General features: G+C 57.8%; 18 protein-coding genes. 10 read left to right on the top strand and 8 right to left on the bottom strand.

The annotated features are described in order from the left end of the window. Window positions 1-19 precede the first annotated feature (19 nt). Both ppk2 and AC53L6_RS10160 read left to right on the top strand, forming a co-directional pair. Window positions 20-889: a polyphosphate kinase 2 gene (gene ppk2, locus AC53L6_RS10155; RefSeq protein ID WP_299699536.1), complete on the top strand. Its 870-nt coding sequence runs from the start codon at window positions 20-22 to the stop codon at window positions 887-889. Next, window positions 882-1499 (top strand): TetR/AcrR family transcriptional regulator, encoded by a 618-nt coding sequence (locus AC53L6_RS10160; protein WP_299199394.1) that lies wholly within the window; start codon window positions 882-884, stop codon window positions 1497-1499. The genes ppk2 and AC53L6_RS10160 overlap by 8 nt, the downstream gene beginning before the upstream one ends. 43 nt (window positions 1500-1542) lie before the next feature. Here the strand turns inward: AC53L6_RS10160 and AC53L6_RS10165 are convergent, their stop codons facing one another. The 4 genes from AC53L6_RS10165 to rplM all read right to left on the bottom strand — a co-directional run bounded on the left by AC53L6_RS10165 (window position 1543) and on the right by rplM (window position 4587). After that, on the bottom strand, window positions 1543-2724 hold the full coding sequence (locus AC53L6_RS10165) for an LLM class flavin-dependent oxidoreductase (protein WP_496907763.1): 1182 nt from the start codon (window positions 2722-2724) through the stop codon (window positions 1543-1545). A 118-nt stretch (window positions 2725-2842) separates the two neighbouring features. Next, window positions 2843-3469 carry a class I SAM-dependent methyltransferase gene (locus AC53L6_RS10170; RefSeq protein WP_496907764.1) on the bottom strand — a complete coding sequence of 209 codons (627 nt, stop codon included), beginning with the start codon at window positions 3467-3469 and terminating at the stop codon, window positions 2843-2845. Window positions 3470-3634: 165 nt separating this feature from the next. Beyond that, entirely contained in the window at window positions 3635-4123 is a 489-nt protein-coding gene (rpsI, locus tag AC53L6_RS10175; protein WP_189370546.1) for a 30S ribosomal protein S9, read from the bottom strand. Window positions 4124-4125: 2 nt separating this feature from the next. Then, complete coding sequence (gene rplM / locus AC53L6_RS10180; protein WP_189370545.1) at window positions 4126-4587, bottom strand: 50S ribosomal protein L13; 462 nt, start codon at window positions 4585-4587, stop codon at window positions 4126-4128. Window positions 4588-4745: 158 nt separating this feature from the next. On the opposite strand from rplM, the gene AC53L6_RS10185 reads away from it, so the two are divergent. Then, complete coding sequence (locus AC53L6_RS10185; protein WP_496907765.1) at window positions 4746-5063, top strand: hypothetical protein; 318 nt, start codon at window positions 4746-4748, stop codon at window positions 5061-5063. Continuing rightward, window positions 5063-6109: a hypothetical protein gene (locus AC53L6_RS10190; RefSeq protein ID WP_496907766.1), complete on the top strand. Its 1047-nt coding sequence runs from the start codon at window positions 5063-5065 to the stop codon at window positions 6107-6109. The genes AC53L6_RS10185 and AC53L6_RS10190 overlap by 1 nt, the downstream gene beginning before the upstream one ends. Here the strand turns inward: AC53L6_RS10190 and AC53L6_RS10195 are convergent. Then, on the bottom strand, window positions 6106-7521 hold the full coding sequence (locus AC53L6_RS10195) for an aminotransferase-like domain-containing protein (protein ID WP_496907767.1): 1416 nt from the start codon (window positions 7519-7521) through the stop codon (window positions 6106-6108). The two genes, AC53L6_RS10190 and AC53L6_RS10195, sit on opposite strands and share 4 nt — an antisense overlap. Before the next feature lie 93 nt (window positions 7522-7614). On the opposite strand from AC53L6_RS10195, the gene AC53L6_RS10200 reads away from it, so the two are divergent. Next, entirely contained in the window at window positions 7615-7848 is a 234-nt protein-coding gene (locus tag AC53L6_RS10200) for a DUF1127 domain-containing protein (protein WP_299199515.1), read from the top strand. A 58-nt stretch (window positions 7849-7906) separates the two neighbouring features. Here AC53L6_RS10200 and AC53L6_RS10205 read toward each other — a convergent pair whose 3' ends face one another. After that, window positions 7907-8344, bottom strand: a complete 438-nt coding sequence (locus AC53L6_RS10205; protein WP_299199529.1) for a PaaI family thioesterase — start codon at window positions 8342-8344, stop codon at window positions 7907-7909. 57 nt (window positions 8345-8401) lie between these two features. On the opposite strand from AC53L6_RS10205, the gene AC53L6_RS10210 reads away from it, so the two are divergent. The 4 genes from AC53L6_RS10210 (at window position 8402) to gluQRS (ending at window position 12584) form a co-directional block, all read left to right on the top strand. Then, window positions 8402-9187 carry an enoyl-CoA hydratase gene (locus AC53L6_RS10210; protein WP_496907768.1) on the top strand — a complete coding sequence of 262 codons (786 nt, stop codon included), beginning with the start codon at window positions 8402-8404 and terminating at the stop codon, window positions 9185-9187. Window positions 9188-9731: 544 nt separating this feature from the next. Beyond that, window positions 9732-11084: a methylenetetrahydrofolate--tRNA-(uracil(54)-C(5))-methyltransferase (FADH(2)-oxidizing) TrmFO gene (gene trmFO / locus AC53L6_RS10215; protein WP_496907769.1), complete on the top strand. Its 1353-nt coding sequence runs from the start codon at window positions 9732-9734 to the stop codon at window positions 11082-11084. Window positions 11085-11124: 40 nt separating this feature from the next. Continuing rightward, window positions 11125-11730 (top strand): class I SAM-dependent DNA methyltransferase, encoded by a 606-nt coding sequence (locus tag AC53L6_RS10220; RefSeq protein WP_496907770.1) that lies wholly within the window; start codon window positions 11125-11127, stop codon window positions 11728-11730. Further along, window positions 11727-12584, top strand: a complete 858-nt coding sequence (gene gluQRS, locus AC53L6_RS10225) for a tRNA glutamyl-Q(34) synthetase GluQRS (RefSeq protein WP_496907771.1) — start codon at window positions 11727-11729, stop codon at window positions 12582-12584. Before AC53L6_RS10220 ends, gluQRS begins: the two co-directional genes overlap by 4 nt. A gap of 7 nt (window positions 12585-12591) precedes the next feature. Here gluQRS and hisI read toward each other — a convergent pair whose 3' ends face one another. Further along, entirely contained in the window at window positions 12592-12954 is a 363-nt protein-coding gene (gene hisI, locus AC53L6_RS10230) for a phosphoribosyl-AMP cyclohydrolase (RefSeq protein ID WP_496907772.1), read from the bottom strand. A 75-nt stretch (window positions 12955-13029) separates the two neighbouring features. Between hisI and AC53L6_RS10235 the strand changes: the two genes are divergently transcribed. Then, on the top strand, window positions 13030-13482 hold the full coding sequence (locus tag AC53L6_RS10235) for an iron-sulfur cluster assembly scaffold protein (RefSeq protein ID WP_299768334.1): 453 nt from the start codon (window positions 13030-13032) through the stop codon (window positions 13480-13482). Between the two features lie 236 nt (window positions 13483-13718). On the opposite strand, the gene AC53L6_RS10240 is transcribed toward AC53L6_RS10235, so the two are convergent. Beyond that, window positions 13719-13847 (bottom strand): hypothetical protein, encoded by a 129-nt coding sequence (locus AC53L6_RS10240; RefSeq protein WP_299199629.1) that lies wholly within the window; start codon window positions 13845-13847, stop codon window positions 13719-13721. Window positions 13848-13908 lie beyond the last annotated feature (61 nt).

Raw genomic sequence — 13908 nt, forward strand, 5'->3', positions numbered from 1 at the left:
TAACTTGGGGTCTCGAACCATGAGCCTTCCCTTCGATGGCGCGATCACCGAATTCTTCGAGACCGGTGCGCCCGATGACATTCGGGACAAGCTTCGCACAGCGGACAAAGACGACATCCTGACACCCACTTATCCGCACGACGAAAGAATGAGCAGGAAGGCCTACGAGCGCGAGATGGATGCCCTGCAGATCGAACTGGTCAAGATGCAGAACTGGGTGTCGAACACCGGGGCACGCGTAACCTGTGTCTTTGAAGGCCGGGACGCGGCCGGTAAGGGCGGTACGATCAAGCGGTTCCGCGAAAACCTGAACCCGCGTGGTGCCCATGTTGTAGCGCTGTCCAAACCCACGGAAACCGAAGCCTCTGAATGGTATTTCCAACGCTACATCAGGCGGTTGCCCTCGGGTGGTGAAATCACATTCTTTGACCGTAGCTGGTACAACCGCGCAGTGGTCGAGAAGGTTTTTGATTTTTGCACCACCAAGCAGCGACAGCATTTCTTTGTTCAGGTCAATCCGTTTGAAGAGATGTTGGTCGATGAAGGCATTCACGTCTTCAAGTTCTGGCTGAACGTCTGCCGTGCCGAACAGTTGCGCCGTATTCTCGCGCGTGAGCGGGATCCGCTGAAGCAATGGAAACTGAGCTGGATTGACGTAGAAGGATTGAAACGATGGGATCTCTATACCGATGCCATCCGCGAGACCTTGGACCGATCCCACACCAGCCACGCGCCTTGGACCGTCGTGCGATCCGATGACAAAAAGCGTGCACGCCTCAATGCGATCCGCACGGTTCTTCATGGGCTCGACTACACAAACAAAGACCCGCAAAACATTGGAAAGATAGAAAAAGATATTTGCGGCGGACCGGATATCTGGGATGCCTAAACGCGGGTACCACCACGGTAACCTGCGTCAAGCCCTGATCGAAGCAGCCCTGCAGCTGATCGAAAACAAGGGTCCAACCGGGTTCACGCTGTCCGAAGCGGCCAAGCAAGCAGGTGTGACCCCCGCGGCGGTCTATCGTCACTATGAAGGGCGCGAAGACCTGATCGCGGAATGCGCACGCCAGGGCTATGGCATCTTTGCCGACTTGATGGAGCACGCGTACCAATCCGGGCAACCGTCTGCGCTCGCCGCCTTCGAGGCCACTGGACGCGCCTATCTCGCCTTTGCCCGCCGATTTCCCGGCCACTATATCGCGATGTTCGAAAGTGGCATTTCGACCAACCGCACGCCTGAGCTTGCTGACGTGGTGACACGTGCAAATGCTGTCTTGGAAAAAGCAGCGGCGGATTTGTCTCAGCACATTCCTGAAGACAAGCGCCCCCCAGCCTCAATGTTCTCGGCCCATATTTGGGCCCTGAGCCACGGGGTGGTTGAGCTGTTTGCACGCAACTCACCCGGCACAACATCGCCCTTCCCGCCCGAGGATTTGCTCGAGACAGGGATCGGGATCTATTTGCGTGGTTTGGGCCTGATCCGTCCTGACGACTGATGCGTCGCCCACGTGTTTGCGCGAGCGACGCATGCGCGCGGGCCTATTCAGCCGGCTCGCTTGTGTGCCGCGCCTCTTTCTCAGCCTCGTATTTGGCTTGTGCAGTCTCAACCGCTTTCATGTGAATATCTGCCAGCTCCGGACGTAGTTTTTGCGCGCGCACGGCCGCATTCATTGTCGCCAAATGCTGCCCTTGGAAATGCGGGAACACTTCACGCGCGATCAGTTCGTAGGATTTCTTGGTCGCTTCGAAGTTGGCCCAATTGTGCGCGAGCATCAGATACGCGCCAAAGCCGCCATTCGACTGTTTCCAGAGACGGTCAATCTGCGCCTTGCACATTTCCGGCGTGCCGATAGCACCAAATCCGCTGTCGTTGATAAAGTCGATCATCTCTTTGGCGTTCTGTCCTGGCATCGACATCTGCGGGAACGCCGCAATTTCCTGGAAATAGTTGAACCAGTGTTCAATCCCATACTCCACATCGCGCCGCGCCTGTTCTGCTGTTTCAGCAATGTGGCAAAGACCAACAAGGCGCCATTTCGAACGGTCCGGCGTATGACCATGATGTTTGGCCTCTTCTTCAATCACGTCCCAATGCAGCGCCAGCGCATCAAACCCTGCAGCCGTTGTCGCCCCGATCGAGATCAACCCGGTACCGTATTTGCCAGCGAGTTTCGGCCCCGTGGGCGAGGCGACCGCGGCCGTCGCAAGGTCAAAATTGGAATAGGGTCGCAGATGCAGCCGTGCATCCTTGAGCACCCACCGATCATTCTCAAAATTGACCGGCTCGTCCGAACGCAGCAGTCGCGTGATCACGTCAAGCCCATCGGCAAGAAGGCCGCGCGTGTCTTTTTGGCTCAACCCGATCATTGCGGCATCGGTCGGCAGTGATCCCGGCCCAAGGCCCAACATGGCCCGGCCCCGCGTCAAGTGATCAAGCTGCACGATCTTTTCGGCCACCCAAAGCGGGTTGTGATAGCTGACCGATACAACACCGGTGCCCAGCTTGATCCGCCGTGTGCGTGGCGCGGCTGTCGCGATCATAATCTCAGGGCTGGCTGAAATCTCGGAACCGGCAGAGTGGTGTTCGCCAAACCAAACCTCGTCATAGTCACAGCGGTCGAGCCATTGAACGAGTTCGAGGTCCTGTTCCAAAGCAAGAGTCGGATTAACCCCCGGTTTATGGAACGGGGCGAGAAAGATGCCAAAGCGCATTCGATCCATGGTGTTTCCTCCCTGGTCGTCACCTGAATGGGTGGCGTTTGGGAAGCGTACGGCATCGGGCACAGCCGTCAAAATCAAATCTGGGACGCCAGCGTCTCGTCGCCTGTCGCGTTGCGGGTCAAATCCGCTTTATCGCAAAACTGTTGCTTTCACCAAAACCAGCGGTGAGGAACGCAATCCTCCAGTTTTCCTTGACGCAGAACTCGGCAACCGCCTCGATCACCCCGTATTTGTATCCTGTCACCCAGTTGCCCATGGTGTAATCGTGGCCGGCGATAAACCCGTCCTGTTTGACTTTGCCAGCATAAGCATAAAGCTCGCTCAGCGTGGTTTTGTAACTGTGATCGGTATCGATATAGATCCAATCAAAATAGTCATCTGCGAAATCACCAGCCGCCTCCGTCGACAGCTTGCGCTTAATCTGCACACGGCCTGCATTGATCTCTGACTTGAAGCGACCCTTAACGGCGTTAGCCTTCTGGTCACCATATCGTTCCGTGCCCCAGACATCCACTAAGTGCAACATTTCTGGCTTCGTCGTTTCCAGAATGGCCGCGCTAAAGTTCCCTTCATCCGCGCCCAGTTCAGCAACCACTCCGTTCAATGGCATCTGCGTCAGCAACGCCGCGCGATTGCTCAAAAGGTGCGCACCCGCACAGTGACGAGCCTCCAACGTGTAGGTTGGAATGGCAGTAACATCGTTGCGCCGGTTCTGTTCTTGCCGCAGCAGCACAGACTTCTCCAACCGCCGTAGCGGTGAGTGGTTTTTCCATAAGCGCCGTAGTCCCAATCTATTATCTCCCGTTGGCATTCAGCACTTGCATATCCAGTCTCACCTGCACCCTGCAATTGAAAACGGCCGCAAATGATTGCGGCCGTTCGACATTCATATCCATCAATACGATGGCTGTTAACGCTTGGAGAACTGGAAGCTCTTACGCGCTTTGGCCTTACCGTATTTCTTACGTTCAACCACACGGCTGTCGCGCGTCAGGAAGCCGGCGGCTTTCAGTGCGCCGCGCAGGCTAGGATCATACAACTGCAGGGCTTTCGAGATGCCGTGCTTGACTGCGCCGGCTTGCCCCGACAGGCCACCACCCTTGACGGTGGCTGTCACGTCAAACTGATCTTCGACACCGGCAACCTGGAAGGGTTGGCGCAGAATCATCTGCAGCACGGGGCGTGCGAAATATGTGTTCAGCTCTTTGCCGTTCACGGTGACCTTGCCGGAACCCGGCTTGATCCAAACACGGGCAACCGCGTCCTTCCGTTTGCCGGTAGCATAGGAACGACCGAACTCGTCACGGACGGGTTCGCGCGGGGTCATTTCGACTTCGACCGGGGCAGCGTCGCCAGCGACGGCTTGCAGGTCTTCGAGTGTGTTGATTTCGTCAGCCATGCTTATGCGCTCCGGGTGTTTTTCTTGTTCATGGACTTCACGTCCAGAACTTCGGGGCTTTGTGCTTCATGCGGGTGCTCGGCCCCGGCATAGACACGCAGGTTGGTCATGATCTGGCGGCTCAGACGGTTGCCGGGCAGCATCCGCTTGACGGCCAGGGTCACAACGCGCTCGGGATGTGCGCCTTCAAGGATCTGCTCCTTGGTGCGCGACTTGATCCCGCCGGGGTGGCCGGTGTGCCAGTAATGATGTTCCTGGCGCTTGTTGCCGGTCAACTGGATCTTGTCCGCGTTGATGATGATCACGTTGTCGCCACAGTCCATGTGGGGTGTGAACGACGGCTTGTGCTTGCCACGCAGACGCATGGCGACGATCGAGGCAAGACGGCCCAGAACAACGCCCTCGGCGTCGATCAGGATCCATTTCTTGTCGATGTCCGCAGGTGTTGCGGTATAGGTTTTCATATGAGTGAATCCCTTGAAGGGTGGAATTTCAGATTGCGTGGTTATACAGCAGGGCCAACCTGCGTCAACGGCATGAAGGCAGTTTTAATCTTGCAAAATCATACGCTTGAAAATAAGGTATTATATTACCCCACACAACGACCCGGACACTCAGCCTTATGCTGATCGAATTGGCCGCCCCTGCCCTTGCGGCTTTGGCCCTAATGGTCTGTGCCACTGCCATTGGCGCGCCAGCCATGCGCAAGCTGATTACCGTCTACGAAGCCAAGCATGAGCTAAAGCATGGCTCTGCGGGCTGGCTGCGATCAATCCGAGGGTGGTCGATGGTTGCCTTCTGGGTGATGACCACGTGGTTCGTTGCGACAATCATTGGCGACTGGGCCGTGAACGGAGACCTTGAGGCGGCGATTGATCGCGGCTGGCTGCGCCTGCGCATCCTGCTTGAGATTGCCATGGCCATTATGGAGTCCGATTGATGGATGACATCAGCGCGGCGCAGTCCGAACTGCAATGCAGCAATTGCGCAGGGCAGTGCATCTATGACCCGGCGCAACAGGCGCTGGTCTGCACCAGTTGCGCCACGCGATATGGGTTGGAAACCAAGAACGATCATCGGGCAGCACAAGAGTTTGATTTCGATCCGGATACGCCAGAGGATGACCCGCCCATACTGACCGAAACCCGCGTCCATCATTGCGAGACCTGCGGCGGGGACGTGGTGTTTGTCGGCCAAACCTTATCCGAGCGCTGCGCCTATTGTGACGGACCGGTGGTGCTGGCAACCAGCGACACCGGCTATCAGACCAAGGCGTTGATCCCGTTTCGTGTGCCTGAACGTGATGCCCAAGTGGCGGCCGTGGATTGGGTTGCACGGCGTTGGGCCGCCCCGTCCGACCTGAGAGCCGTTGTTGCCGAGGCGCGCGTCGTCGGCCTCTATGTCCCATTCTGGACTTTCGACAGCGAAGAGGCCGTGAACTATTGGGCCAAGTACAAGATACGCAGGAACAAGCGAACCGTTGTGCGAAAAACCTCGGGCGCCCTGCGCATCACATTTGACGATCTGCTGGTCCCCGCATCGCCTCACATCACCCCCTTGATCCGCGACGGCATCCTGCATGACTTTGAACCGCGCCGACTACGCCCCTACCGCCCTGGCTACCTGGCCGGGTTTGGAGCCGAACGACACCACCAATCTGTGGCCGAAGGGCTGGGCGCAAATGCAGAGGACAAGGACCTTTTGATCCGCAACCGGATCAAGGGACACGTGGGCAAGTCTGGCGTGCATGACGTGCGCTATATCACTGATACCACCGGTGTTCGGTACAGGCGCATCCTGCTGCCCGTCTGGATCCTGCACTATCAGTACAATGGCGACGCGATGAAGGTTGTTGTGTGCGGTATGCAAGGACGCACCTATGGCGAGCGCCCGTTTTCATGGGCGAAACTTACGGGATACGCGGCGGTGTTGTCCGGCCTGACAATAGCCTTTGGCCTCGCTTGGGGCGCTGGCGGTCTGCTTTAAACCCCGATCTGATCGGGCGGATTGTCCAGCAGGTCTCGCAACCTTTCGATGGCAGCTTCGAAAGACTGCAGGCTGACCCCTGCATTGATAGCGATGCGCACGGCATGCGGTGTACGGGCATCTCGGCAAGCATAGTCTTCGGCTGCACGGATACCGACGCCTTGCTTTGACGCTGCTTGCACAAATGCGCCAGCCCGCCATCCTTCGGGCAACCGCAGCCATAGGAATGGGACATCCTTGCGCCAAGCGATGTCATAGCCGCCCAGCACATTCACCGTGCGCTGAACATAAGTGCCGATCCCCTTGCGCGCGCTTGCCATGAGATCGGGCAACTCCGGGTGAACAAGCAAGGTCGCAAACAGGTCCGTCATGGGTGTGGCCAGACCAAAGAACGAATATTCGGCTGTGCGCCGCAGGACATTGGCCCGCCCTTTTGGTGCAACAGCAATTCCAAGCCGCAAGGCAGGTGTAATGGATTTGGAGATCGAGGAAATGTACCAAGTACGCTCTGGTACAATCATCCTATAACTGGGGGCCTGTGCCTGCCCAAGCCTGTAACAATCATCTTCAAGGATTTGCAGGTCATGACGGCGCGCGACCTCGGCAAGCTCTTCGCGCCGGGCCCGCGGTGTGAAGCCACATGTGGGATTATGCACTTCGGGAGAGGTGCAAAATATCTGCGCATCATGCGCCTTGGCCGCCGCGTCCAATGCCTCCGGTATGACCCCTTGTGCATCCATTTCGACAGGGATCGTGTCAGTGCGCAGCAACTCGGCAGCACGCCGAAAGCCCGGATAGGCGAGATCCTCAACCAGGATTGCGGGGCGTCGCCCTTTCAGAAGCGCCTGAAGTATCAGGAGAATCGCATTCTGCCCGCCATTGGCCAAAACGATGTCATCTGGTCCAAAAGATCCAATCGGCGCCCCGGCCAACCAAGCCGCCGAGGCTGTGCGCGCCTGCGCGCCTCCGGCCCGCGTCGGATAGTGCATCACCCCTGAGGGCGGGTCGTGGGCAACTTTCGCCAGAAGCTTACGGATCAGTGTCGCTTGCCCAACGTTGGGCAAATGAGGAGAGAACAGGTTGACGTCCCAAGTCTGCGCCCCGGAATTATGCGTGACACTATCGACCTCGATAGGTGCGTCTGAGAAAAGCGGCCCCTTTTCATCGGGTTGCGCGACGAAAGTGCCGCGCCCCACCTCTGCCTTCAGAGTCCCATCATCCGTCAACAGTGTATACGCACGCGCCACAGTGCCAGGTGTAATGCCAAGGCTCCAAGCCAGATCGCGCACAGGCGGCAGTTTGTCCCCCGGTGTCAGATCATGGTCCGAGATACGCTGGCGGATGACATGCATCACCGCCTTGTATTTCGGCCCTTGTCCATCCAGCAGATCAGGCGACCAAATTGTATCCATTACAATGTTTCCGTAGCGTTATCTGATTTCGCATTGTATCACATATTCATGGCAATATCGCCACATTGTGTCAATACAATTTAGGAGTTTCCCATGACACATTACATGCAAACGCCCGCCTCGCACCTGGCTTACCTGACTGCGCAGAACCGCATTCCGGCAACCTCGGTTGTCGCGCTGCGCATTGCGGTGATGCTGTCGAAATGGGCCGAACGTCGTCGCAGTCGCCTGGCCTTGCGCCAGTTGGATCCGCACTTGCTGCGCGACGTGGGACTGACACCCGCCGAGGCTGAGTACGAAGCCTGGCGCGTGTTCTGGCGGGCGTGACATCCCCGTGGCACCTGCCAGACCTCTTCCTTACGGCCGGGCTTGACCCGGCCGTTTTTTATTTCTGCAGATCAACGCCTTGGGGTGGAATGGCGTAGGTCAGACTGGCCCGCGCCACAGGCTTGTCATCACCCTCCGAAAACAACAAGGCATCCGTCACCGACAATTGCTTGCCCAGCTTCAACAAACGACCATGCGCGATCAGATCAACCCCGGCCTTCGGTTTACGCATGAAGTCGATGGAACAGTTTGTCGTCACAGCTAGCGCTCGCGGCCCAATATGGGCCAAAGTCACCATGTACGCCGTCACGTCCGCCAACCCGAACATCGCAGGCCCTGAAACCGTACCCCCTGGGCGCAAATGCCGATCCTGTACCAGTAGACGCAGAACGACCCCCTCTTCTGTCACCTCCTCGACATGGAACTCACCCGCAACTTCCAAGAACACCTTTTGTAGAAATGCGTTCATCTCGGGCGCGGTCATTACAACAGCCATGCTTTTCCTTCCCTTGTCCCTGCCCTAGGGTGAGACGCAAATATGTTGGAGGGCAAGATGACAATTCTGGAACGTGAGGTCACAGGGGCAGTTGCTCATCTGCGCATGAACGCACCTGATCGCCTGAATGCGCTCTCGGATGAAATGATCGCCGAATTGCATGGCGCTTTGGATGATGTCGCAAATGACAGTTCAGTGCGTGCCGTGGTGCTGTCGGGTGCGGGCAAGGCGTTTTGCGCAGGCCACGACCTCAAACAGATGACGGCGGGGCGGCAGGCAGCCGATGGTGGCACGGCATATTTCAAAGATCTGTTCGACCGTTGCGCCGCAATGATGGCGCGCATCCAATCCCTGCCCCAACCCGTCATTGCACAAGTGCACGGCATCGCGACGGCAGCGGGCTGCCAACTGGTAGCAACCTGTGACCTTGCGGTCGCGGCCCACGGAACGCGGTTTGGGGTCAATGGTGTAAACATCGGCCTGTTCTGTTCAACGCCGATGGTGGCGCTAAGCCGCAATATTCCGCGCAAACAGGCCTTTGAAATGCTGACCACTGGCGAGTTTATCGAGGCAGCACGTGCGGTTGAGCTGGGCCTTGTTAACCATGCCGTGCCGATGGAAGAGTTGAATGCAACGGCCCACGACCTTGCCAACCGGATCGCTGACAAGCTGGGCAGCGCGGTCAAGATCGGCAAGCAGGCATTCTATGAACAGCTTCAGATGCCCATCGCCCAGGCCTACACTTATACCGGAGAGGTTATGGTCGCGAATATGATGAATCCGGATACGGTCGAGGGTATTGACGCGTTTATCGAAAAACGCCCACCAAACTGGTCACAATAACCCGGCAAAAGCGGATAAAATCCCGTAAGAGTTTTGGTTGTTTCCAAATCGTGGACCGACTATTTCCGATATACCACTAGCAATTTGGGCACAAATGAGGCACAAATTGGACACGGTTAACAAACCAATGACATTTTTGGGTCGCCGAGTGCGGAAGGTCCCTCCAGGTCAGCCTCTCTCTGACCGACCATCCCCGCAGCGGCGACCCCAAAAATCTCCCTTCAAAATCGAACAATTTCTGGGCCCGCCAACGAGTGCGTTACCTATGTAACCGGCCCGCAATCACCAGGAGGCGCAACAATCACCGGGTCCTCGGGGCTGCATGGCTCTCCGCTGATCGGATAACGGTCCGGTTCCTCGCACGCCTGCAAGGCGAAGAGTGCTGAAACCACGAAAGCGAGTCTGAGTAGTGTCATAGTCCTGTCCTGTACAATTGTGCACCCTGCATAGAGGCCGCCGAGCAAGGCCACATTGATCCTTATCAATTGCCAAAGCGGACTGGGCATGGATTGCGCGACCGACGCGCATGCCCTACATCCGCGCCATGACACAGATCCTTCATATCGTGGGCGGCGGCATGGCCGGGTCCGAGGCTGCTTGGCAGGCGGCAAACATGGGCGTTCAAGTCGTGATCCACGAAATGCGTCCCAAAGTTGGCACCTTCGCGCACCAAACCGGCCTTTTGGGCGAGATGGTCTGCTCTAACTCATTCCGCTCGGACGACAGCGAGCAGAATGCCGTTGGGTTACTGCACTGGGAAATGCGCGCAGCGAACGGGCTGATCATGCAAACCGCTGACAAGCATCGCTTGCCTGCAGGTGGCGCACTGGCTGTTGACCGCGACCCCTTTGCGCAATCGGTGACCGACACGCTGATGGCGCATCCCAAAATCTCTGTCGAATACGGAGAGATCGCCGCCCTGCCCGATGATGGTCACTGGATCATCGCCACTGGCCCGTTGACTTCCACAGCTTTGGGGCAAGCGATTTCGAATGAAACGGGCGCCGCAGCGCTGGCATTTTTCGACGCAATCGCGCCGATCGTCTATTTCGACTCCATCGATATGGACCAAGCGTGGATGCAATCGCGCTATGATAAGGGCGAGACCGAGGAAGAGCGTACCGCCTACCTCAACTGCCCCATGGACAGGCAGCAGTACGAAGACTTCATCGACGCACTGCTGGCTGCCGACAAGACGGAGTTCCACGAAGGCGAGACAGCGGGATACTTCGACGGCTGTCTGCCCATCGAAGTGATGGCAGAACGCGGTCGCGAAACGCTGCGCCATGGGCCGATGAAGCCCGTGGGGCTCACGAACCCGCACCAACCTGAGGTCAAGGCGCACGCCGTCGTGCAGCTGCGGCGCGACAATAAACTGGGCACGCTTTACAATATCGTCGGCTTCCAGACAAAGATGAAGTACGGCGCGCAGGCCGATGTTTTCAAATGCATTCCTGGACTTGAGAATGCTCGTTTTGCGCGTCTTGGGGGCATTCACCGCAACACGTTCCTAAACTCCCCCACATTGTTGACCGCAGATATGCGCCTGAGGTCGCGCCCCAATATCCGCTTTGCGGGACAAATCACCGGTGTCGAAGGATATGTTGAATCCTCGGCAATGGGCCTGCTGGCAGGACGCGCGGCAGCCACCGAGATCCTTGGCGGTTCGTTGGACATGCCCCCGGCCACAACGGCCATGGGTGCCCTGATCACCCACATCACCGGTGGGGCCGACGCCAAGACATTCCAGCCGATGAACGTCAACTTCGGTCTTTTTCCTCCGGTCGAGGGATTGCGAGGCGGCCGGCGTGGGCGCAAGGACCGCTACAAGGCCTACACCGATCGGGCCAAGGCGGATTGGCAGGCTTGGCTCGCCCCGCAGGCCGCAGCCGCCTAAATACTGGACTGATACGGCATCAGGCCTTTACTCTGTTGGCATGACTGGATTTTTGGACAAGGCCTATCGGGCACGCGACGCGACTTCGACCCGCGCGCTTTATGACGATTGGGCCGCCAGCTACGAAGCGGAAGTGGCCGAAAACGGATATGCCACACCAGGCCGTTGCGCCGAAGCATTGCGGAAGTATGTGGCCGACCTCTCCGCCCCGATCCTCGACTTCGGCTGTGGGACAGGTCTGTCAGGCCTGGCGTTGAAGTTGGCTGGGTTCGAGGCCATCGACGGCGTCGACCTGTCTGCCGAGATGCTTGAAGGCGCACGCACCAAGGCTGTGTATCGGCACTTGGATCAGATCGAAGCAGACGGCGCGTTGCCAAGAGACTGCTACACGGCTATGGCCGCGATCGGCGTCATTGGCGCAGGGGCCGCGCCCATCGACGTACTTCATACGCTGATGCGGGCGCTACCCAAAGGCGGTAAACTGGTGTTCTCTTTCAACGACCACGCGCTTGAAGATCCGGCAAACGAAGCCGGTGTGGCCGCTTGGACCGATTGCGGTGCGGGTCGTCTTCTGTTCAAAGAGCACGGGGATCACCTACCCGGCATTGACTTGAAGTCCAATGTTTACGTGCTTGAAAAAGCGTGACTTTCGTTATCCGTTTTGCACCTTCACCGACGGGCCCACTGCATCTGGGTCACGCCTATTCTGCTATGCTGGCGCACGACATGGCACGGGCTGAGAATGGCGATTTCCTACTGCGGATTGAGGATATTGATAAATCACGCGCGCGGACCCACTGGGAAAACCAGATCTATGACGACCTGCGATGGTTGGGCGTGACGTGGGACGGGCCGGTGATACGCCAGTCAGAGAACACGGCAGCCTATTCCCATGCGCTGGATATCCTCTGGGACAAGGGTTTGCTTTACCAATGCGACTGTAAACGGCGCGACATTCTTGACGCGGCACAAGCACCACAAGAAGACGCCCCGACGCACGGTCCCGATGGTCTCATCTATCCCGGCACCTGTCGTCACGCACATCCGCGCACAGGTTCACGCCCCGAAACAGTGGCACTGCGGCTTGATCTATCGGCGGCCATTGCCCAGATCGGCGCCACACTCACCTATTCCGAAACTGGCGAGGACGCCGGGCAAATCGAAATCAGCAATCCGATGCAGACCATTGGCGACATCGTTTTGGCGCGCCGGGACATGGGTACGTCTTACCATTTGTCCGTTGTGGTTGATGATGCGGCCCAAGGAGTGACCCACATTATACGCGGCGCTGATTTGGCAGAAGCAACTGGCATTCATGTCATCCTGCAACACTTGTTGGACCTTCCTACCCCCATCTACCACCATCACCGCCTGATCCGGGACGAGGCCGGCAAACGGCTGGCAAAGCGCGACGATGCGCGCGCGATCTCGAAATACAGGGCTGAAGGTGCCACACCGAACGACATCAGGCAGATGGTCGGCCTGCCGCCTGCCCCGTGAAGCGGTGTTACTCCATCGGTGTCATCAGCTCGATCTCGGACCCACCTGTCACGTCTGTATAAAAACATGTCCGCCGCCCCGTGTGGCATGCCGGCCCCGTCTGCTTCACAAGCATCAGCAGGCAATCGCGGTCGCAATCCACACGGAAGGACACAAGTTCCTGAACATTGCCTGAGGTTTCCCCCTTGACCCAGAACGCTTGCCGCGACCGGGACCAATACGTGACACGGCCGGTCTCCAAGGTACGGGAAACCGCCTCGGCATTCATCCATGCCATCATCAGCACTTCATGACTGTTTGCGTCCTGCGCAATGGCCGGGATCAAGCCCTGGTCGTTGAATTTCAGGCTGTTGGGATCGAAATCCGACATGGCAAAACCTTTTGCATCTGTGTCCGAGCCGACTATGTAGGGGGAAACGACTTACGACACCAGAGCGGAGGGGCCATGCCCGCCGATACCGACCTGATCAAGCTTTATTCCAGTCGCATCCTGGGCCTCGCCGCTGATATTCCGCATCACGCACGGCTGGCTGACCCTCATGCGACGGTCAAGAAGCGCTCGCCCCTTTGTGGATCAACCGTGACAATTGATGTGCAAGTGGAAGACGGGCGCATCACCGGCTTTGGTCAAGATGTCAAAGCATGCGCTCTTGGTCAGGCTGCAGCGGCTGTCACGGGCGGTGCCGTCATCGGTCGCACACTGGACGAAGTGCAAACGGCGCGTGATGCGCTACGTGCCATGCTGAAATCTGGTGGCCCTGTTCCAGAAGCGCCGTTTGACGGATTCGAAGTTCTGGAACCCGCGCGCGATTACAAGAACCGACATGCGTCTATCTTGCTCAGCATCGAAGCCACGGCTGAGGCGATGGAACAGGCGCTGCAATCCGATTGCGCCTGAGCGGTTACTGATTGACAGGATGCCGCCACGCAGCACGGCTACAACTTAAAAAGATAGCAAAAAAAAGCGCCGCACATCCGGGCGGATGGCGGCGCAGGAAAAGCGTCTCTTGCGTGGGACAGATCCGGGACCCCGCGGCAAACGGGAGCGTTCATACGGCAGGCAGAGCCGGTGAAACGCGGGACAGCACCTGGGACGGGTGCGGTATGGGATCAAGCAAGATCGCAGGCAGAAACTCAGATCAAAGACGGCAGGTGCAGCGCAACAACCAGCATCACCGTCAGGGCAGCAGCACCCGCAGCGTCCTGAAGCAACGTGGCTTCGGCGCGGGAGGCGATATCCTTGATTTGGCGCAACGTGGTCATGTCGACATCTCCATCTTCGAGTTGCCTCTTTGTTCTCATATTCTTAACGATGCGTAAAGAA

It is taken from the genome of Tateyamaria sp. LSS28 (genome assembly GCF_059611725.1).

Coding starts and splice junctions, on each gene's coding strand:
- AC53L6_RS10165 (WP_496907763.1), bottom strand. CDS start 2,724: ATGGATCGAATGCGCTTTGGCATCTTTCTCGCCCCGTTCCATAAACCG.
- AC53L6_RS10205 (WP_299199529.1), bottom strand. CDS start 8,344: ATGGCTGTTGTAATGACCGCGCCCGAGATGAACGCATTTCTACAAAAG.
- AC53L6_RS10190 (WP_496907766.1), top strand. CDS start 5,063: ATGGATGACATCAGCGCGGCGCAGTCCGAACTGCAATGCAGCAATTGC.
- AC53L6_RS10185 (WP_496907765.1), top strand. CDS start 4,746: ATGCTGATCGAATTGGCCGCCCCTGCCCTTGCGGCTTTGGCCCTAATG.
- hisI (WP_496907772.1), bottom strand. CDS start 12,954: ATGTCGGATTTCGATCCCAACAGCCTGAAATTCAACGACCAGGGCTTG.
- AC53L6_RS10220 (WP_496907770.1), top strand. CDS start 11,125: ATGACTGGATTTTTGGACAAGGCCTATCGGGCACGCGACGCGACTTCG.
- AC53L6_RS10195 (WP_496907767.1), bottom strand. CDS start 7,521: ATGGATACAATTTGGTCGCCTGATCTGCTGGATGGACAAGGGCCGAAA.
- AC53L6_RS10210 (WP_496907768.1), top strand. CDS start 8,402: ATGACAATTCTGGAACGTGAGGTCACAGGGGCAGTTGCTCATCTGCGC.
- AC53L6_RS10235 (WP_299768334.1), top strand. CDS start 13,030: ATGCCCGCCGATACCGACCTGATCAAGCTTTATTCCAGTCGCATCCTG.
- AC53L6_RS10160 (WP_299199394.1), top strand. CDS start 882: ATGCCTAAACGCGGGTACCACCACGGTAACCTGCGTCAAGCCCTGATC.
- AC53L6_RS10240 (WP_299199629.1), bottom strand. CDS start 13,847: ATGACCACGTTGCGCCAAATCAAGGATATCGCCTCCCGCGCCGAAGCC.
- rpsI (WP_189370546.1), bottom strand. CDS start 4,123: ATGGCTGACGAAATCAACACACTCGAAGACCTGCAAGCCGTCGCTGGC.
- AC53L6_RS10200 (WP_299199515.1), top strand. CDS start 7,615: ATGACACATTACATGCAAACGCCCGCCTCGCACCTGGCTTACCTGACT.
- trmFO (WP_496907769.1), top strand. CDS start 9,732: ATGACACAGATCCTTCATATCGTGGGCGGCGGCATGGCCGGGTCCGAG.
- rplM (WP_189370545.1), bottom strand. CDS start 4,587: ATGAAAACCTATACCGCAACACCTGCGGACATCGACAAGAAATGGATC.
- ppk2 (WP_299699536.1), top strand. CDS start 20: ATGAGCCTTCCCTTCGATGGCGCGATCACCGAATTCTTCGAGACCGGT.